The sequence below is a fragment of the Oceanimonas marisflavi genome (assembly GCF_003049725.1).
GTDB lineage: Bacteria > Pseudomonadota > Gammaproteobacteria > Enterobacterales > Aeromonadaceae > Oceanimonas > Oceanimonas marisflavi.
The window spans coordinates 1-19,299 of record NZ_QAGM01000010.1 but is presented as its reverse complement, the minus strand read 5'-3'; the positions used below and the strand labels follow the sequence as shown (position 1 = coordinate 19,299).

20 protein-coding genes and 1 rRNA gene are annotated in these 19,299 nt (G+C 59.6%); 7 read left to right on the top strand and 14 right to left on the bottom strand.

What is annotated here, in order from left to right:
• Window positions 1–27 precede the first annotated feature (27 nt).
• The 11 genes from fusA to DA373_RS08015 all read right to left on the bottom strand — a co-directional run bounded on the left by fusA (window position 28) and on the right by DA373_RS08015 (window position 8,413).
• A complete protein-coding gene (gene fusA / locus DA373_RS08065; protein WP_107851801.1) occupies window positions 28–2,127 on the bottom strand; it encodes an elongation factor G in 2,100 nt (699 codons plus the stop codon).
• A gap of 75 nt (window positions 2,128–2,202) precedes the next feature.
• Window positions 2,203–2,673 (bottom strand): 30S ribosomal protein S7, encoded by a 471-nt coding sequence (gene rpsG / locus DA373_RS08060; RefSeq protein ID WP_094202188.1) that lies wholly within the window; start codon window positions 2,671–2,673, stop codon window positions 2,203–2,205.
• 84 nt (window positions 2,674–2,757) lie between these two features.
• Entirely contained in the window at window positions 2,758–3,132 is a 375-nt protein-coding gene (gene rpsL / locus DA373_RS08055) for a 30S ribosomal protein S12 (protein WP_014293656.1), read from the bottom strand.
• A 357-nt stretch (window positions 3,133–3,489) separates the two neighbouring features.
• Window positions 3,490–3,774: a sulfurtransferase complex subunit TusB gene (tusB, locus tag DA373_RS08050; protein ID WP_107851800.1), complete on the bottom strand. Its 285-nt coding sequence runs from the start codon at window positions 3,772–3,774 to the stop codon at window positions 3,490–3,492.
• 6 nt (window positions 3,775–3,780) lie between these two features.
• The gene (gene tusC / locus DA373_RS08045; protein WP_107851799.1) at window positions 3,781–4,137 is read right to left on the bottom strand and encodes a sulfurtransferase complex subunit TusC; all 357 of its coding nucleotides are present in this window, start codon (window positions 4,135–4,137) and stop codon (window positions 3,781–3,783) included.
• The gene (tusD, locus tag DA373_RS08040) at window positions 4,137–4,538 is read right to left on the bottom strand and encodes a sulfurtransferase complex subunit TusD (protein ID WP_107851886.1); all 402 of its coding nucleotides are present in this window, start codon (window positions 4,536–4,538) and stop codon (window positions 4,137–4,139) included. The genes tusC and tusD overlap by 1 nt, the downstream gene beginning before the upstream one ends.
• 53 nt (window positions 4,539–4,591) lie before the next feature.
• A complete protein-coding gene (locus tag DA373_RS08035) occupies window positions 4,592–4,975 on the bottom strand; it encodes a RidA family protein (protein WP_107851798.1) in 384 nt (127 codons plus the stop codon).
• On the bottom strand, window positions 4,972–5,634 hold the full coding sequence (locus tag DA373_RS08030; protein ID WP_232821228.1) for a helix-turn-helix transcriptional regulator: 663 nt from the start codon (window positions 5,632–5,634) through the stop codon (window positions 4,972–4,974). The genes DA373_RS08035 and DA373_RS08030 overlap by 4 nt, the downstream gene beginning before the upstream one ends.
• Before the next feature lie 174 nt (window positions 5,635–5,808).
• Window positions 5,809–6,111, bottom strand: coding sequence for a DUF2845 domain-containing protein (locus DA373_RS08025; RefSeq protein WP_107851796.1), 303 nt, complete (start codon window positions 6,109–6,111; stop codon window positions 5,809–5,811).
• An 89-nt stretch (window positions 6,112–6,200) separates the two neighbouring features.
• Complete coding sequence (gene ilvN, locus DA373_RS08020; protein WP_107851795.1) at window positions 6,201–6,695, bottom strand: acetolactate synthase small subunit; 495 nt, start codon at window positions 6,693–6,695, stop codon at window positions 6,201–6,203.
• Window positions 6,695–8,413: an acetolactate synthase 3 large subunit gene (locus tag DA373_RS08015; RefSeq protein WP_107851794.1), complete on the bottom strand. Its 1,719-nt coding sequence runs from the start codon at window positions 8,411–8,413 to the stop codon at window positions 6,695–6,697. Before DA373_RS08015 ends, ilvN begins: the two co-directional genes overlap by 1 nt.
• Before the next feature lie 715 nt (window positions 8,414–9,128).
• Here DA373_RS08015 and leuA point away from each other — a divergent pair.
• The 4 genes from leuA to leuD are packed head-to-tail and all read left to right on the top strand — an operon-like array spanning window position 9,129 to window position 13,804.
• Window positions 9,129–10,694, top strand: coding sequence for a 2-isopropylmalate synthase (gene leuA / locus DA373_RS08010; protein ID WP_107851793.1), 1,566 nt, complete (start codon window positions 9,129–9,131; stop codon window positions 10,692–10,694).
• Window positions 10,695–10,696: 2 nt separating this feature from the next.
• Complete coding sequence (gene leuB, locus DA373_RS08005; protein ID WP_107851792.1) at window positions 10,697–11,797, top strand: 3-isopropylmalate dehydrogenase; 1,101 nt, start codon at window positions 10,697–10,699, stop codon at window positions 11,795–11,797.
• Window positions 11,797–13,194 (top strand): 3-isopropylmalate dehydratase large subunit, encoded by a 1,398-nt coding sequence (leuC, locus tag DA373_RS08000; RefSeq protein ID WP_107851791.1) that lies wholly within the window; start codon window positions 11,797–11,799, stop codon window positions 13,192–13,194. The genes leuB and leuC overlap by 1 nt, the downstream gene beginning before the upstream one ends.
• 10 nt (window positions 13,195–13,204) lie before the next feature.
• Entirely contained in the window at window positions 13,205–13,804 is a 600-nt protein-coding gene (leuD, locus tag DA373_RS07995; RefSeq protein ID WP_107851790.1) for a 3-isopropylmalate dehydratase small subunit, read from the top strand.
• A 44-nt stretch (window positions 13,805–13,848) separates the two neighbouring features.
• Here the strand turns inward: leuD and DA373_RS07990 are convergent, their stop codons facing one another.
• Entirely contained in the window at window positions 13,849–14,139 is a 291-nt protein-coding gene (locus tag DA373_RS07990) for a PilZ domain-containing protein (RefSeq protein WP_107851789.1), read from the bottom strand.
• Window positions 14,140–14,285: 146 nt separating this feature from the next.
• On the opposite strand from DA373_RS07990, the gene thiB reads away from it, so the two are divergent.
• Genes thiB through thiQ form a run of 3 tightly spaced genes read left to right on the top strand, consistent with a single transcriptional unit; the run spans window position 14,286 to window position 17,555 of the window.
• Window positions 14,286–15,257 carry a thiamine ABC transporter substrate binding subunit gene (gene thiB / locus DA373_RS07985; protein ID WP_198650276.1) on the top strand — a complete coding sequence of 324 codons (972 nt, stop codon included), beginning with the start codon at window positions 14,286–14,288 and terminating at the stop codon, window positions 15,255–15,257.
• Window positions 15,257–16,855, top strand: coding sequence for a thiamine/thiamine pyrophosphate ABC transporter permease (thiP, locus tag DA373_RS07980; protein WP_107851787.1), 1,599 nt, complete (start codon window positions 15,257–15,259; stop codon window positions 16,853–16,855). The genes thiB and thiP overlap by 1 nt, the downstream gene beginning before the upstream one ends.
• Window positions 16,839–17,555: a thiamine ABC transporter ATP-binding protein gene (thiQ, locus tag DA373_RS07975; RefSeq protein ID WP_107851786.1), complete on the top strand. Its 717-nt coding sequence runs from the start codon at window positions 16,839–16,841 to the stop codon at window positions 17,553–17,555. The genes thiP and thiQ overlap by 17 nt, the downstream gene beginning before the upstream one ends.
• A 41-nt stretch (window positions 17,556–17,596) precedes the next feature.
• Here thiQ and DA373_RS07970 read toward each other — a convergent pair whose 3' ends face one another.
• Entirely contained in the window at window positions 17,597–18,976 is a 1,380-nt protein-coding gene (locus DA373_RS07970) for a PhoH family protein (RefSeq protein ID WP_107851785.1), read from the bottom strand.
• 203 nt (window positions 18,977–19,179) lie between these two features.
• Window positions 19,180–19,294: ribosomal RNA gene (gene rrf, locus DA373_RS07965) — 5S ribosomal RNA — on the bottom strand.
• Window positions 19,295–19,299 lie beyond the last annotated feature (5 nt).

Below are 19,299 nucleotides of genomic sequence, written 5' to 3'. Positions count from 1 at the left end.
CGGACGGGAAGATTTAACAAAGATTAATTAACCTCGGCGGGCAGCAACCACTGCCTCGGCCATGTTCGCAGGTACTTCGGCGTACTTGGCAAACTCCATGGAGTAGGAAGCACGGCCCTGAGTCTGCGAACGCAGGTCGGTAGCGTAACCGAACATTTCGGACAGCGGAACCAGGGCGTTCACAATCTTGCCACTGGGGCCGTCTTCCATGCCTTCGATGATGCCGCGACGACGGTTCACATCGCCGATCACATCACCCATGTACTCTTCCGGCGTTTCCACTTCCACCTTCATCATGGGCTCGAGCAGAGCCGGGTTACACTTCATGAAACCCGCCTTGAACGCCATGGAGCCGGCGATCTTAAAGGCCATTTCGGAAGAGTCAACATCGTGGAACGAACCGTCATACAGGGTGACCTTGATATCTTCGATCGGATATCCGGCCAGCACGCCCTGCTTCATCTGTTCCTGAATACCCTTGTCCACGGCGGGAATGTATTCCTTGGGAATCACACCGCCCACAATGGCATTCACGAAAGTGTAGCCGGCACCTTCTTCCTGAGGCTCGATCTTGATCCAGACGTGACCGAACTGACCACGACCACCGGACTGGCGCACGAACTTGCCTTCCTGCTCCACGGAACCACGAATGGTTTCGCGGAAGGCCACCTGGGGCTTGCCCACGTTGGCCTCCACCTTGAACTCGCGCTTCATGCGGTCCACGATGATGTCCAGGTGCAGTTCGCCCATGCCGGCGATAATGGTCTGACCGGACTCTTCGTCGGTCCAGACCCGGAACGAGGGATCTTCCTGGGCCAGACGACCCAGGGCCAGGCCCATTTTTTCCTGGTCGGCCTTGGTTCTCGGCTCAACCGCCACCGAGATAACCGGCTCGGGGAACTCCATGCGTTCCAGAATGATGGGCGCATCGGGGGCACACAGGGTGTCACCGGTGGTCACATCTTTCAGGCCAATGGCAGCGGCGATGTCGCCGGCACAAACGGACTTGATTTCTTCCCGCTTGTTAGCGTGCATCTGAACGATGCGGCCAATGCGCTCGCGCTTGCCCTTGACCGAGTTCAGCAGGGTATCGCCGGTGCTGACCACCCCGGAGTACACACGGAAGAAGGTCAGGTTGCCCACAAAGGGATCGGTGGCGATCTTGAACGCCAGTGCGGCAAAAGGCGCGGCATCGTCGGCGGGACGGGAATCGGGCGTTTCGCCGTCGTCCTTCACACCGGCAATGGCGGGTACTTCCACCGGGGACGGCAGGTACTCCACCACCACGTCGAGCATGGCCTGTACGCCCTTGTTCTTGAACGCGGAACCACAGGTAACCAGGATGACCTCATTACTGAGGACGCGGCTGCGCAGACCGGACTTAATCTCTTCCTCGCTCAGCTCGCCTTCTTCCAGGTACTTTTCCATCAGCTCTTCACTGGCTTCGGCAGCGGCTTCAACCAGGTTCTGGTGCCACTCCTCGGCCAGTTCCTGCAGCTCGGCAGGAATATCGTGATACTCAAAGCTGGTGCCGTTGTCGTCGTCATTCCAGTCGATGGCTTTCATCTTGACCAGATCCACCACGCCGCGGAAATGATCTTCCGCACCGATAGGCAGCTGAACCGGCACGGGCGCCCCTTTCAGGCGGGTCTTGATTTGCTCGACCACGCGCAGAAAGTTGGCACCGGTACGGTCCATCTTGTTGACGAAGGCAATACGGGGAACATGATACTTGTTGGCCTGACGCCACACCGTCTCGGACTGTGGCTGAACACCACCCACGGCGCAATACACCATGACCGCACCGTCGAGCACCCGCATGGAACGCTCTACTTCAATGGTGAAGTCAACGTGTCCGGGAGTGTCGATGATGTTGATGCGGTGCTGGGGAAACTGGTGCGCCATGCCGTCCCAGAAACAGGTGGTGGCCGCAGAGGTGATGGTAATACCACGCTCCTGCTCCTGCTCCATCCAGTCCATGGTGGCGGCGCCATCATGCACTTCACCCAGCTTGTGATTCACGCCTGTATAAAACAGGATGCGCTCGGTGGTGGTGGTTTTGCCGGCGTCAATGTGAGCACTGATACCGATATTGCGGTAGCGCTCAATGGGGGTTGTACGAGCCACAATAAGATCCTCTTGCCAAGGTCGAATGTCCTTCGTGAGCCACAAGGGGCGCGGCTTGCGCCGCGCCCACCCACATTACCAGCGGTAGTGGGCGAAGGCCTTGTTGGCTTCGGCCATGCGGTGAACGTCTTCACGTTTCTTCACGGCAGAGCCTTTGTTTTCAGAGGCATCCATCAGCTCGCCAGCCAGACGCTGGGCCATGGATTTTTCGCCACGCTTGCGCGCAGCTTCCACCAGCCAGCGCATGGCCAGGGCGTTACGGCGCACGGGGCGTACTTCAACCGGAACCTGGTAGGTAGAACCACCAACCCGGCGGGATTTAACTTCAACAGTAGGACGAACGTTGTCCAGGGCTTCTTCGAACAGCGCCAGGTGCTCTTTGCTGGTCTTGGCGGCAACGATGTCGAGAGCACCGTAAACAATCTTTTCAGAGGTAGACTTCTTGCCGTCTACCATTACTACGTTAACAAACTTTGCCAGCAGCTCGGATCCGAACTTGGGATCCGGCAGGATTTTACGCTGGCCGATTACGCGACGTCTTGGCATTGCAAACTCTCCGTAACTTCAGGAATAACCCAAAACAAAACAGGTTAAAAAAATAAATGTTTGGCCTTACTTAACGGAGAACCATTAAGCCTTGGGCTTCTTGGCGCCGTACTTGGAACGGCCCTGACGACGGGCGGAAACACCGGAGGTGTCCAGCGCGCCGCGCACGGTGTGGTAACGCACACCGGGAAGGTCTTTAACACGACCACCGCGGATCAGAACAACGGAGTGCTCCTGCAGGTTGTGGCCTTCACCACCGATGTAGGAGTTCACTTCGAAGCCGTTGGTCAGACGAACACGGCACACTTTACGCAGTGCGGAGTTCGGCTTCTTCGGAGTGGTGGTGTATACGCGGGTGCACACGCCGCGCTTCTGCGGGCAGGCTTCCAGCGCCGGCACGTTGCTTTTAGCAACGGCTTGTTGGCGAGGCTTGCGCACCAGCTGGTTAATAGTTGCCATTAACAGCTCCTGATAATGTCGTTCTACAGTTGAAAAAATCCATCCCCAAAAGCGGGGACGCAAAATTCTATGCCTGCCCCGAGGGCAAGTCAAGATTTATACAGTTGCTCGTGCAGACAGTGACGGGGTTACCTGCGCCGACACGCTTCAGGCCCATCCATGGGACGCTCGGCAAATGTCATCCATGACATTTGACGGTCGACTCCGGCAATCCCCGCCACTGCCCACTCACTGGCACCCAGTTGTAGCTGCCGCTTTAGCTGGCAGAGCCTGTGCAACAGGCTTTGAGTACACAGTGGCCTGTGAATATACGCCGGCTAAAGCGGTACCTACCGGCCGGTCATGAATACTGGTTTTCTACCAGGCGGTGGGGCTGCCCTGGGTGGCAACCAGCTCAACGAAGCCGGCCATGGTAAGCGGCTTGCCAATAACCGGCTCAAGACCGCGGGCGTCCAGGTCTTCACGCATCACATGCAGGCGGCCGTCGTCGGCCAGAGGCTGCAGCCGGGCCTGCCAGGCTGGCAGGGTGGCGGCAATCACCCCGTCCTGCCACAGCACCAGGTGATCCCCGGGCTGCAGATAGTGCAGCGCCCGCTCCAGACTGCGGTGACTGAAAGGGGAATGTTTGACGGTATGCAGCATAATTCCTCAGAAGGTCAGGCGAACGTCGTGCCCGGCCAGGCGACGGCCAAGCTCGCCGGCATCACAGGCCTCGGCCTCGATGCACAGATCGGCCAGACTCAGGCCCCGCTCGGCCAGAGAGTCGGCACAGACATACACTCGCTCTATGTCGTACAACTCCAGCAGACCAAAGGTGGGGGCATAGTCCCTTCCCTTGATGGCCGCCGGGGCCTGACCGGCCCTGAGCTGATAGACACCATCGTCAATAAAGAACACCGCCAGCTCCTCACTCAGTGCCGAGGTGGCCAGCACCGCATCCAGCCCTTCCCGGCCGGCGGCACTGCCATGGGGCGGTGTGTGAAAGATAAAGGCAACCTTGTTCATCAGAATTGCACCACGCGATCGGCAGTCAGCGCCGCCTGGGCCAGAGCCCCCAGACCACTGAGACGAAAGGGTGCGGTCACATTGCCGGCGCTCAGGCCCACGTCGGCGGCTCCGGTGTCATCGCACAGACCGCGCCGCAGCGCCGCCGCCACACACAGATCCAGCGTGAGGTCATGGCGCCCGGCCAGATCCACCCAGGCCCGGTACAGGTCAAACTCGTCACTGGCAGGCTGCAGCAGACGGTTCCCGTTGTGCACCCCTTCCTGATAGAAAAACACGCTGTCGACGGCATGGCCCTGCTCCAGCACGGCACAGGCAAAGCGCCAGGCGTCGGCGGCGGACTGAGTGCCGTAGCAGGGGCCGGTAACCAGCAGCGCAAAACGCAGGGGAGTTTCGGTCATGAACATGAGTCCGCAAAAAACAAAAGAGCGGCCAAAGCCGCTCTTGGCAAGGCTTATTCCACCAGGGCGATGGCTTCCACTTCCACCAGCACATCCTTGGGCAGACGGGCCACTTCCACACAGGAGCGGGCCGGAGCACCGGCGGCAAAGTAGCTGGCATACACTTCGTTGAAGGCCAGGAAGTTGTTCATGTCGGACAGGAAGCAGGTGGTCTTGATCACGCTGGTGGCATCGGCACCGGCCTCGGCCAGCACCGCCATCAGGTTGTCCATTACCTGCTTGGTCTGGGCTTCAATGCCGCCTTCCACCACGTCCATGGTGGACGGGTCCAGCGGGATCTGGCCGGAGGTGTAAACCATGTTGCCCACACGGGCAGCCTGGATATAGGGACCAATGGCGGCGGGAGCCTGATCGGTAGCGATTACGGTTTTAGTCATGGGTTCTCCTGGTTATGTGGCGACGACTCCTCGTCATCGCGTTTTTTCTGCCTGATATAGAGGTAGACAGTGTGTTTGGAAATATTGAGCTTGTCCGACACCATGGCAATGGCGTCCTTGATATCGAAGATGCCTTTTTCAAACAGGGTGGTGACGATCTGCTTGTTTTTGGCGTTGTTGGCCACGTCCGGATCGGCGTTAATGGTCTCGATGGTACGCTCTACAGTGAGGGTGACCAGCTCTTCCACGTTGTTGCTGAAGTTTTCCGCCGAGGCCTGGGGACGTTCGTTTTCCGGCGGCAGCAAATCGGCCATCAGCTCGTGCAGGGGCGCACTCAGATCCAGATGCAGGCACAGCACGCCAGAGAGCTCACCGGCAGGGCCACGCAGCGCCTGCAGCAGGCTGCGTACCGGCCCGCCCGGACGCTGGTGGGTCAGGCACAGGCGGTTTCCGCCCCGACGTTGCAGCTCGGTCAGCAACCGTTGCTCGGTGTCGGTCATGGCCGCACCGGGCTGACGGTTGCCACCGGCGACCCGCAGGGCCACACCGGCCGGTTCATGCAGGGAATAGAGCACCGCCTCGCCATGCCGGCCGTAGAGCGCCGCCAGGCCGTCCACCAGCTCCGCATACCGCAACAGCACCTCGTGCGACGTACGCAAGGCGACATCCGTGGCCGTATTATTCAGCACAAGGGCCGCCCCGCTTCGGGCCGTCCCACTTTCCGTTGGCATTGCTGGCTCCCACCCATATCTCTGGTTCTGATTTTCAATCGCTGATAATGAATGTCAACTTTTTTTGAAGCGGGCCGGGAGCCGGGTCAAGCTAATCGGAGATCAGCCTCGGGGGCCGTTCTCAATGCGCACCACACGACCACGGCGAATGGTGACGATCTGCATAAACTGATATCGCCCGAAATGATAGGTCCATCGTTCGCCATCGGCCCGGCTGAAACGGTAACCGTAGTCATCGTAAAAATCCCGCCAGGCGCGCTCGCGAATCAAGGGTTCGCCGCAGTACAACAGCAACAATGCCACCGGGTCTCCGTCTGTGATCAGGCGGTTGTCGCAGCGCATGCTGTCGGCCTGAGCCGGCGCCAGCCAGAGCCACAGCAGCCATAACAGAAAACAGTAGCGCATTAACACCTCCCAACCCAAAGCATAGGAGTCCCCTGTTGCGGCCACAAAAAAACCGCCCGCAGGCGGTTTTTTATTCAGGAGGCAAAGGCTCAGGCCCGCAGGGCCTTTTCGCCCCGGGAGACACCACAGACGCCGCTGCGCACCACTTCCACCACTTCGGTGGTTTCACTCATGTTGCGAATAAAGGCGTCGAGCTTGTCACTGGTGCCCACCAGCTGAACCGTGTACAGGTGCGGGGTCACATCCACGATCTGGCCACGGAAGATATCGGCGGTGCGCTTGACCTCGTCGCGGTTGCTGCCATCGGCGCGCACCTTGACCAGCACGATTTCCCGCTCGATGTGATCGCCGTCGGTCAGATCGCTGACCTTGAGCACGTCCACCAGCTTGTTGAGCTGCTTGGTGATCTGCTCGATCACCCGCTCGTCACCGCTGGTGACGATGGTCATGCGTGACAGGGTGGGATCCTCGGTGGGGGCCACGGTCAGGGTTTCAATGTTATAGGCCCGCTGGGAAAACAGCCCCACTACCCGGCTCAGGGCACCGGACTCGTTTTCCAGCAACAGGGAAATAATACGCCGCATCAGGTTCGCTCCGTTTTGCTCAACCACATTTCATCCATGGCTCCGGTCTTGATCTGCATGGGGTAAACATGCTCTTCCGGATCGATCTGAATATCCATGAATACCAGCTTGTCGGTCATGGAGAAGCACTTCTCCAGGGCCGCATCCAGCTCGGCCGGATCGGTCACCTTCATGCCCACATGGCCATAGGATTCGGCCAGCTTGACGAAGTCGGGCAGCGAGTCCATGTAGGAATGGCTCTGACGACCTTCATAGAACATCTTCTGCCACTGCTTCACCATGCCCAGGGCGCTGTTGTTCATGGAGATGATTTTCACCGGTATGTTGTATTGCATACAGGTGGACAGCTCCTGAATGTTCATCTGAATAGAGCCGTCACCGGTCACACACACCGATACCGCATCGGGACAGCCCAGCTTGGCGCCCATGGCGGCGGGCAGACCAAAGCCCATGGTGCCCAGGCCACCGGAGTTGATCCACTGGCGCGGCTTGTCGTAGGGGTAGTAGAGTGCGGCAAACATCTGGTGCTGGCCCACGTCGGAGCTGATGATGGCCTTGCCTTCAGTGATGCGGTATACCGACTCCATGACCTGCTGGGGCTTGATGTATTTGTCGCTCTTCTCGTAGCTCAGGCACTTGCGATCCCGCCACTGCTCGATCTGCACCCACCAGTCGTCCAGCGCCTGGGTATCGGGCTTGAGCCCCAGCTCGCGAATCGCTTCCAGCATCTGCGCCAGCACGGTATCGGCCGAGCCGACGATGGGAATGTGCGCCGGAATGGTCTTGGAGATGGAGGTCGGATCCACGTCCACATGCACTATGGTGGCATGGGGGCAGAACTTGGCCACGTTGTTGGTCACCCGATCGTCGAAACGGGCGCCAATGGCCAGGATCAGATCCGAGTTGTGCATGGTCTTGTTGGCTTCATAGGTGCCGTGCATACCCAGCATACCGATAAACTGCTTGTGGGTACCGGGCATGACGCCCAGGCCCATCAGGGTATTGGTCACCGGCAGGTTGAACTGCTCGGCCAGCTGCACCACCAGGCCGCTGGCGTCGGCGGTAATGGCGCCGCCACCCACATACATCACCGGACGCCTGGCCTCGGCCAGCGCCTTCATCGCCTTCTTGATCTGGCCCTTGTGGCCCACCCCGGTCGGGTTGTAGGAGCGCATATCCACCGAGGCGGGGTAGACGTAGGGATGCTTTTCCTTCGGGTTCTGAATGTCCTTGGGCAAGTCCACGACCACCGGGCCGGGACGGCCGGACGCGGCAATGTAATAGGCCTTTTTGATGGCCAGCGGAATATCGGACGCCTTCTTGCACAAAAAACTGTGCTTCACGATGGGACGGGAAATACCGATCATGTCGGTTTCCTGAAAGGCGTCATCACCAATGTAGTTGGTCGGCACCTGTCCGGACAGCACCACCATGGGAATGGAATCCATATAGGCGGTGGCAATACCGGTAATACAGTTGGTCGCACCGGGACCCGAAGTCACCAGCACGGTACCCACCTTGCCGGTGGCCCGCGAGTAACCATCGGCCATGTGCACGGCCGCCTGCTCGTGGCGCACCAGCACGTGCTCTATTTTGCTGTTTTCAAACAAGGCATCATAGATGTCCAGTACCGAGCCGCCAGGATAACCAAACAGGTAATCAATCCCCTGGTCCTCCAGCGCCCGCACGACCATTTCTGCGCCTGATAACATCTCCATGGTAAAGCCCTCCAGGCTCTGCTCCGTTCACCTTGCCACTCCCTCGTACCATGACACCCGGCCGGCGGCCGGGCAACATGGCAAAATGAGCGACTTTTTATATTTATTAAACAACAACTTACAACAGCGAAGCTGAAGATAAGCAGAAAAAGGATGAAAAATCACCTTAACCTGCTTTAAATCCGTTGTCTACGGGCTTTGGCAAATCCGTTGGCTTCGCTCGAAACAGCCTGCCATTACCGCTCCGGGCACAACAGCGCCAACAAAATTCGCGCGCTGGCGCCAGCGGCTAAAGCCTCACCAACAGGACCGGCAAAGCAGGGATTTACCAACAACAAAACAATAACAACAACATGACAACGCAACATGAAACTATTGATTGGCAAAAAATTAAAATCACAGAATAAAGCACTGAATTAAACCCTTTCCGCCTTTATATTTAGTTTGTGTTGTCGGCACTTGCGGCCAAGGTAAAGTTGACAGCGCCGCCGTTAATCGTTATCTGTATAGCGTTGTTAACGGATTCTTCCTGATGTGAGTGACCATGCAAAAGCAGATTCAGCTACTACTACTAACCTACAAGGTGCATTAACGCGCGGGGTCAGGCGTAGCTGGAATTTATCATTCACACAGTTTCACATTCAAAAACCCGTGCCGTCCGCACGGGTTTTTTTCATTCTGCTTCGGGCGGCACGGATACACAGAGGAAAGCGACATGTCGAACCAGGTCATTATATTCGATACCACCTTGCGGGACGGTGAACAGGCGCTTTCCGCCAGCCTGACCGTCAAGGAAAAACTGCAGATCGCCCAGGCTCTGGAACGGCTCGGTGTGGACGTGATGGAAGTGGGCTTTCCCATCTCTTCACCCGGCGACTTCGAGTCGGTGCAGACCATTGCCCGCCATATCAAGAACAGCCGGGTCTGTGCCCTGTCCCGGGCGCTCAAGGCCGATATCGACGCTGCCGGCGAGGCCCTGCGGGTGGCGGATCAGTTCCGCATTCACACCTTTATCTCCACCTCCGACATTCATGTGCAGAGCAAGCTGCGCAAGGACTTCGACTCGGTAGTGGAAATGAGTGTGGCGGCGGTCAAGCACGCCCGCGGCTACACCGACGACGTGGAATTCTCCTGCGAAGACGCCGGCCGTACCCCCATCGACAACCTGTGCCGTATGGTGGAGGCCGTGATCAAGGCCGGCGCCCGCACCGTCAACATTCCCGACACCGTGGGTTATACCGTACCGAGCGAGTTCGGCGGCATCATTCAGACCCTGTTCGAGCGGGTGCCCAACATTCATGAGGCGGTCATTTCCGTGCACTGCCACGATGACCTCGGCATGTCGGTAGCCAACTCCATCGCCGCCGTGCAGCAGGGCGCGCGCCAGATCGAATGTACCATCAACGGCATCGGCGAGCGGGCCGGCAACTGCTCGCTGGAAGAAGTGGCCATGGTGATGAAGACCCGGGGCGAGCTGCTCGGGGTGCACACCAACATCAAGAGCCAGGAAATCTACCGTACCAGCCAGCTGGTGCGTAACCTGTGCAACATGCCGGTACAGCCCAACAAGGCCATTGTGGGTGCCAACGCCTTTGCCCACTCCTCCGGCATTCACCAGGACGGCGTGCTGAAAAACAAGAATACCTACGAGATCATCACTCCCGAGAGCATCGGTCTGCCCAAGAACCAGCTCAACCTCACTTCCCGCTCCGGCCGCCATGTGATCAAGCACCGTATGGCCGAGATGGGCTACAGCGAGCAGGACTACGATCTCGACACCCTCTACGCCAGCTTTCTGGCTCTGGCCGACCGCAAGGGCCAGGTGTTTGACTACGACCTGGAAGCCCTGGTGTTCTTCAGCCAGATCCACGAAGAGCCGGAGCAGTACAAGCTCAAGTACCTGAGCGTGCAGTCCGGCAGCAACGTTATGTCCACCGCCAGCGTGCGCATGGAAGTGGGCGGCGAAGTGGTCAACGAAGCCGCCGTGGGCAATGGTCCGGTGGACGCCGTGTACCAGTGCATCAACCGGATAACCGGCTATGACATTCGCATCGACAAGTACGAACTGCAGAGCAAGGGCGAAGGCAAGGATGCACTGGGCCAGGTAGACATCGTCGCCGAGTACAAAGGCCGCAAGTTCCACGGCATGGGCCTGGCCACCGACATCGTCGAGTCGTCTGCCCAGGCGCTGGTGCACGTGATTAACTGCATTTACCGGGCCGAGCAGGTCGCGGAAAAGAAAGAAGAAATTCAGAAAAAAATTCGTATGGAGACAGTGTGAACATGAGCGCAAGCTACAAGGTCGCGGTATTGCCGGGTGACGGCATTGGCCCGGAAGTGATGGCCGAAGCCATTCGCGTGCTGGACAAGGTGCAGGCCGAGTTCGGCCTGCAGCTGGAATACAGCCATTATGATGTGGGCGGTATCGCCATCGACAACCACGGCAGCCCCCTGCCCGCCGCCACCCTGGCCGGCTGTGAAGCCGCCGATGCCGTGCTGTTCGGCTCTGTGGGTGGCCCCAAGTGGGAAAACCTGCCCCCCAACGAGCAGCCCGAACGCGGCGCCCTGCTGCCCCTGCGCGGTCATTTCAAGCTGTTCTGCAATATGCGTCCGGCCAAGATCTACCAGGGTCTGGAAGGCTTTTCACCGCTGCGCGCCGACATCAGCGCCCGCGGCTTTGACATCGTGTGCATGCGTGAACTGACCGGCGGCATCTATTTCGGTCAGCCCAAGGGCCGCGAAGGCTCTGGCCCGGAAGAAAAGGCGTTTGATACCGAGGTGTATCACCGCTATGAAATCGAGCGCATCGCCCGGCTGGCATTCGAGGCGGCTCAGGGCCGTCGTGGCGTGGTCACCTCCGTCGACAAGGCCAACGTACTGCAGGCTTCCATTCTGTGGCGCGAAGTGGTCACCGAAATCGCCAAAGACTATCCGGACGTGACCCTGAATCACATCTATATCGACAACGCCACCATGCAGCTGATCAAGGATCCGTCCCAGTTCGATGTGCTGCTGTGCTCCAACCTGTTCGGCGACATTGTCTCCGACGAAATGGCGATGATCACCGGCTCCATGGGCCTGCTGCCGTCCGTCAGCCTGAACGATCAGGGCTTTGGCCTGTACGAGCCCGCCGGTGGCTCCGCCCCGGATATCGCCGGAAAGGGCATTGCCAATCCCATCGCCCAGATTTTGTCTGCCGCCCTGATGCTGCGTTACAGCTTCAAGCAGGAAGAAGCGGCCCAAGCCATTGAGCGCGCCGTGGCCGAAACCCTGGCCGCCGGTTACTTCACCGGTGATCTTTACAGCGACAAGGCCGAACATCCGGTGCAGTCCACCAGTCAAATGGGTGAGCAGATCGTTTCCCGTATCCGGAGAGCAAGCTAATGGCCAAGACCCTCTATCAGAAAGTATTTGACGCCCATCTGGTGCGCAATGAAGCCGGCGAAACCCCGCTGCTTTACATTGACCGCCACCTGGTGCACGAAGTGACCTCGCCCCAGGCCTTTGACGGCCTGCGCGAAAAGGGCCGCAAGCTGCGCCGCCCCGACCGCACCTGGGCAACCATGGATCACAACGTCTCCACCGAGACCAACGACATCGCCGCCTCCGGTGAAATGGCCCGTATCCAGATGGAAACCCTGGCCAAGAACTGTGAAGAGTTCGGCGTGCCCCTCTATGACCTGCACCACAAGTATCAGGGCATAGTGCACGTGATCGGCCCCGAGCTGGGCCTGACCCTGCCCGGTACCACCATCGTCTGTGGTGACTCCCATACCGCCACCCACGGCGCCTTTGGCGCCCTGGCGTTCGGTATCGGCACCTCGGAAGTAGAGCACGTCATGGCCACCCAGACCCTGAAACAGGGCCGGGCCAAAACCATGAAGATTCAGGTCAACGGCACGCTCAATCCGGGCATCAGCGCCAAGGACGTGGTGCTGGCCATTATCGGTGAAGTCGGCCACGCCGGCGGCACCGGCTATGTGGTGGAATTCTGCGGCAGCGCCATCGAGGCGCTGTCCATGGAAGCCCGCATGACCATCTGTAACATGGCCATCGAGCTGGGCGCCAAGGCGGGTCTTATCGCCCCCGATCAGACCACCTTTGACTACCTCAAGGGCCGCCCCTTTGCCCCCGAAGGCGAGCAGTGGGAGCAGGCCGTGGCCTACTGGAGCACCCTCAAGTCCGACGAAGGCGCCGAGTTTGACGCCGTGGTCGAGCTCGACGGCAACGCCATTGCCCCTCAGGTCACCTGGGGCACCAACCCGGGTCAGGTGATGCCGGTCAACGGCACCATTCCTGCTCCGGAAGACTTTGACGATGCCGTTGAGCGTCAGTCTGCGGTCAAGGCCCTGCAGTACATGGACATTCCCGCCGGTGGCAAGCTCACCGACGTACGTGTCGACAAGGTGTTTATCGGCTCCTGCACCAACAGCCGCATTGAAGATCTGCGCGCCGCCGCCGACATCGCCAAAGGCCGCAAGGTGGCCGCCGGCGTTCAGGCGCTGGTGGTGCCCGGCTCCCAGCAGGTGAAGGCCCAGGCCGAAGCCGAAGGCCTCGACAAAATCTTTATCGAAGCCGGCTTTGAATGGCGCCTGCCCGGCTGTTCCATGTGTCTGGCCATGAACAACGACCGGCTGCAGCCCGGTGAGCGTTGTGCCGCCACCAGCAACCGCAACTTTGAAGGCCGTCAGGGCCGGGGTGGCCGCACCCATCTGGTGAGCCCGGCCATGGCCGCCGCCGCCGCCGTGTTCGGTCACTTTGTCGACATTCGGGATCTGTAAGGGGAATAGTATGAGCGGATTCAAGCAATTAACCGGTATCGCCGCCCCCCTGGATGCGGCCAACGTAGACACCGATCAGATCATTCCCAAGCAGTTTCTGCAAAAGGTGACCCGATCCGGCTTTGGCAAGCACCTGTTTCACGACTGGCGTTTTCTCGATGACGCCGGCGAACAGCCGAACCCCGAGTTCGTGCTTAACCAGGCGCCCTACGATCAGGCGGTGATCCTGCTGGCCCGGGAAAACTTCGGCTGCGGCTCCAGCCGCGAGCACGCCCCCTGGGCGCTGGCCGACTTTGGCCTCAAGGCGGTGATCGCCCCCAGCTTTGCCGATATCTTCTACGGCAACGCCATCAACAACGGCATGGTGCCGGTGCGCCTGACCGAAACGCAGGTGGAAAGCCTGTTTCAGTATGTGGCGGCCAGCAAGGGCGCCGAGATCACCGTGGATCTGGAAGCGCAGGAAGTGCGCGCCGGCGAGCACGCCTTCCCGTTCGAGATCGATGAGTTCCGCCGCTACTGCCTGCTGAACGGCCTCGACAATATCGGCCTGACTCTGCAACACGCGGATCAGATCGACGCCTACGAGGCGCAGCAGCCCGCCTGGCTGTAACCTGCCCCAGCAAACCACACAACGCCGGCCCAGTGTCGGCGTTTTTAGTGCACGTCTTCCAGAAGGAGCGCCACCAGATCACTGGTCACACCACGTTCCACCCTGAGCACGGTGGCCATGGCCCTGATTGACGGCACCCGGTCACCGACTGCCGGCAGCATCAGTTGCCAGTGCTGTCCTTTTCTACAGCGCCCGCATTCCACCTCCATCAACATGCCCTGCTGACTCAGATTGAGACAGGTTCCCTGAACACGCTCGCTGGCGGTGGCCAGGATCACGGTCGCATTGACCTCAATACGTTGATGCAGACGCTTTTCCTTGTTGGCTGGTAACATGGGCTTGTCCTTTCAATGGCTGGTTTCACCGGGTAAATCTACCTACAATAGCGGTCTTTCCTTTTTGCCATCGGGGCTTGCCGACAAGGGCGCCGTTTCACCCCGATACTAATGATTCAACCAGGGAGTGGCCCGTGAAAAAGACTTTGCTTGCCCTGCTGCTGGCGGCCAGCGCGCCGCTGGCGGCACAAACGCCGACGCTGACCATCTATACCTATAGCTCATTTGCATCCGATTGGGGGCCGGGCCCGGCGATAGAAACCGCCTTTGAAGCCGAGTGCGACTGTAACCTGGAATGGGTAGCGCTGGATGACGGTGTATCCATACTCAACCGGCTCCGGCTGGAAGGAAGTAACACCAAAGCCGATATTGTACTGGGGCTCGACAACAATCTGCTGCGGGCGGCTGAAGAGACCGGCTTGATTGAACCCCACGGTCTTGCCCCCAAAGGGCTGACCCTGCCCGGTGGCTGGAGCGATCCCTATTTCCTGCCCTATGACTACGGCTATTTCGCCTTTATCTATAATGCCGACAAGCTGACCAACCCGCCCGCCAGCTTTGCCGAGCTGCTTGAGCGCCCCGAGCTGACCCTGCTGTATCAGGATCCGCGCACCAGCACCCCGGGCCAGGGACTGCTGCTGTGGGTGCAGAAACTCTATGGCGACAAGGCCCCTGACGTCTGGCAAAACCTGGCAAAACGCACTGTATCCGTGACCAAGGGCTGGAGCGAGGCCTACGGCATGTTCCTGGAAGGCGAAGCCGACATGGTGCTGTCCTACACCACCTCCCCCGCCTACCACATTGAGGCGGAGCAACAGCACCAGTACCGGGCCGCCGGCTTTGAAGAAGGCCACTATGTGCAGGTGGAAGTGGCCGGCAAGATCAAGGGTACCAGTCAGCCCGAGCTGGCGGATCGCTTTATGCGGTTTATGATCACTCCCGGTTTTCAGCAGCATATTCCCGCCGGCAACTGGATGTATCCGGTGATCGACACCGAGCTGCCCGCCGGTTTTGATGAGCTGGTGACCCCCAGCCAGGCACTGAGCTTCAGCCCCGAAGAAGTGGCCAGCCAGCGCAAACAATGGCTGCGCCAGTGGCTGAACGCCACCACCCGCTGATGCCATCCCGCTTATGGTGGCTACCGGGCAGTCTGAGTCTGGTCGCCATTCTGATGCTCACCGCTGTTCCCATTGCCGCCCTGCTGATGCAGGGTGGCAGCAATGCAGCTCAGGTCTTTACCGACCCTTACCTGCGCCATGTGGTCTGGTTCAGCTTTTACCAGGCGGCCCTGTCCACCCTGATCAGCCTGGGACTGGCCCTGCCGCTGGCCCAGGCCTTGTCGCGCCGGCGCTTTCCCGGCCGCAATCTGCTCCTCAGGCTGTTTGGACTGACTCTGGTGCTGCCGGTAATCCTGGTGGTATTCGGACTGGTGGCGGTGCACGGCCGCCAGGGCTGGAGCAATCAGCTGCTGACCCAGCTTGGCCTGGAGCCGGTCAGTTATCTTTATGGTCTCACCGGCATTCTGCTGGCCCATGTGTTCTTCAATATGCCGCTGGCGGCGCGCATTCTGCTGCAGAACATCGAAGCCATTCCCGCCAGCCAGTGGCGGCTGGCCAGTCAGCTCGGCTTTAACAGCCGTCAGCTGTTTCGCTGGTTGATCTGGCCGGCGGTGCGCGGCGCCCTGCCAGGGCTGGCCAGCCTGATCTTTATGCTCTGCTTTACCAGCTTTGCCACCGTGATGGCGCTGGGTGGCGGCCCCAAATCCACCACCCTGGAAGTGGCCATCTATCAGGCCCTGCGTTATGACTTTGATCTGCCTCTCGCGGGCAGCCTGGCCCTGCTGCAACTGCTGTTTTGTGGTGCTTTTCTGCTGGTGCAGTACCGTCTTAGCAAGCCGCCGGAATACCGGGGTGACCGGCTCAGCGCCTGCCTGCGCCACGATGCGCCCTGGTGGCGCACCCGGCTGACCGATGCCATGGTGATGGCGGTGGCGTTCGTCGTCTTTCTGCCACCCTTGCTGGCCATCGTGACCGCCGGCCTCAACCCCAGACTGCTGCCGGCACTGACCTCTAGCCGGCTGTGGTCGGCACTGGGGCAGTCCATGAGCATCGCCGTCGGGGCCGGTCTGCTGTCGGTCACGCTCACCACCGGACTGCTGGTCACCAGCCGCCATCTGCGGCTGCAGCGTAATCGCCACCTGCTGGCCGGCGGGCTGGAAGCCAGCGGCTCCGTCATTCTGGTATTACCTGCGGTGGTGCTGTCCACCGGGCTGTTTATTCTGCTGCGCGGCGTGGCCGATGTGTTTGCCCTCGGCCCCTTGCTGGTGGTGCTGGTCAATGCCCTGATGGCCATGCCCTATGCCCTGCGCACCCTGCAACTGCCGATGGAGCGAGTGGCCCACCGCTACGACCGCCTGTGCAGCAGCCTGAACGTATGCGGCTTGCACCGCCTTCGGCTGGTGGAGTGGCCGCTGCTGCGCCAACCCCTGGCCCTGGCGCTCTCTCTGGCCATGATGCTGTCCTTGGGGGACTTAAGCGCCATCGCCCTGTTTGGCAGCCAGCAACTGCAGACTCTGCCCTGGTTGCTGTATCAGCAACTGGGCAGCTATCAGATGACGGATGCCGCCGCTACCGCCCTGGTATTACTGACACTGAACCTGACCCTGTTTCTGTTGATTGAGCGCGTACTGGGAGGCAAGCATGCTTACGCTGAATAACCTGAGCGCTCATTACCCGGAGCAGCGCCAGTGTTTTTCCCTCACCGCCGCGCCGGGCACCATCACTGCGCTGATTGGCCCCAGCGGTGCCGGCAAGTCCACCCTGTTGGCCATGCTGGGCGGCTTTGCCCGGGTAGACGGGGGTGAACTGCACCTGAATGGCCAGGATCTGCACGGGCTGTCACCGTCGGCGCGGCCCGTGACCACCCTGTTTCAGGACAACAACCTGTTCTGGCATATGAACGTATACCAGAATATCGCCATCGGGCTGCATGCGGGGCTGAAACTGACACCGGCCCAGCAGCAGCAGGTTCACGCGGTGGCCGAACAGGTCGGCATTGGTAACCTGCTGAAACGCAAGCCGGGGCAACTCTCCGGCGGGCAGCAACAACGGGTGGGGCTGGCCCGCTGTCTGGTACGCCAGCGGCCGGTGCTGTTGCTGGACGAGCCCTTCTCGGCACTGGATCCGGCACTGCGTTTTGAGTTATTGCAGTTGTTACGGGAACAGACCGACCGGCTGGGACTGATCGTACTGCTGGTCACTCATCACCCGGAAGAGGCAGCCCGGGTTGCCGACCGTATCGCCTATGTACACGATGGCCGTATTCTTGAGCAGGGTGACGGCGGGCTGCTGTCGGCACCCCGCACAACAGAATTAAGGGCGTATCTGGGAACGGCGGCGGTGAGGAGTGAGGAGTGAGGAGTCCACTCCTCTCCCCTCACATTTCACCCCCCCACTTTTCACAGGTTCTCTTCGGCAAAGGACGCCAGCCGGCTGCGCATCACACCATTCAGGTAGACATTGGCGCTGCCTTCAAAGTCCTTGAAACGTTCCACGATATAAGTCAGTCCGGAGGTCACCGGGGTCAGGTAGTTGGAGTCAATCTGAGCCAGGTTGCCCGAGCACACCAGCTTGGTGCCTTCACCGCAGCGGGTGATGATGGTCTTGAGCTGGGACGCGGTCAGGTTCTGGCATTCGTCCAGCAGCACAAAGGTGTTCTGAATGCTGCGGCCGCGCATAAAGTTGACCGACTTGAACTGAATATTGGCCTTGCCCATGATATAGCTGAGCGAGCCGTCCATGCATTCGTCCTGCTTGTGCAATACCTCCAGGGTATCGGTAATGGCCGCCAGCCAGGGCGCCATTTTTTCCTCCTCGGTGCCCGGCAGAAAGCCAATGCTTTCGGCGATTTCCGGCGTGTTTCGAGTGACGATCACACGATCGTAAATGCCCTTTTCTATGGTCATTTCCAGCGCCGAGGCCATGGCCAGCAGGGTCTTGCCGCAGCCCGCCGGCCCGGTCAGGATCACCATATCGATATGAGGGTCCAGCAGCGCATCCAGCGCCATGGCCTGATAGATATTCTTGGGCTGAATGCCCCAGGCCTTGCGCCCCATCATGCGCTCCCGGCCCAGATCCACAAAGCGCAGCTGACCGTTTTCCTTGTCCAGCACGCGGCCGGCAAAGTCCTCGGTGTCATCGATCAGGTACTGATTGATATGGGCGCCCGGCAGCAGCTCTTCGGCAACGGTATGGATCACCTCCCGGCCATGGGTTTCGCTTTCGCATTCCCCTACCCGGTCCCAGAAACTGTCGTCAAAATGGCAGAAACCCTTGGCCAGCAGACGAATGTCGTCCACCAGCTGATCGGAGCGGTAGTCCTCCACATGCTCAAGACCGGCACCCTTGGCCTTGAGCCGCATATTGATATCCTTGGTCACCAGCACCGCCTTGCGGCCGCCGTGGTGTTTCTGCAGATAAAGTGCGGTATTGATAATACGGTTGTCGGCCTCGTCGTCGGTAAAGACTGCATAGCCTTCCGGCAGGTGACGATCCGAGATAATGGCAATACGGCCCGAGGCGTCGTCGTCCTTCAGTCCCAGTTGCACCCCGGCAATAATCTGTTCGGGAGTGGCATCGTGGAAAATATCCTCCAGGGTGCGAATGGCCACCCGCGCGTCCCGGCTGACATCCTTTTGCCGGTCCTTGATGCGGTCGAGCTCTTCCAGCACCGTCATGGGAATGACGACATCGTGCTCTTTGAAGGAGTAAATGGAGAGGGGTTCGTGCAACAGCACATTGGTATCGAGAATAAAGCGTTTGCGGTCGTAGCCGTCCATAGGCATGCTCCCCGGGCTGAGCCCTTGTCATGGTCATGGTCCAGTTAAAGCACCGGGCCATGACAGCTTTATTACAACTTAACGCTATGCCTTTTTGCTCCGGGCGGCAAGCATAAGCAAATAGCGGGGAGTGCAATTGCATATTAAACGCGCAGAAACGAAAAAAGCCCTTCACATCAGTGAAGGGCTTTTCGGTATTGGGTGCCTGGCAGTGACCTACTTTCACATGGCAGCTGCCACACTATCATCGGCGCGGTTGCGTTTCACTGCTGAGTTCGGCATGGAGTCAGGTGGTTCCACAACGCTATGGCCGCCAGGCATAA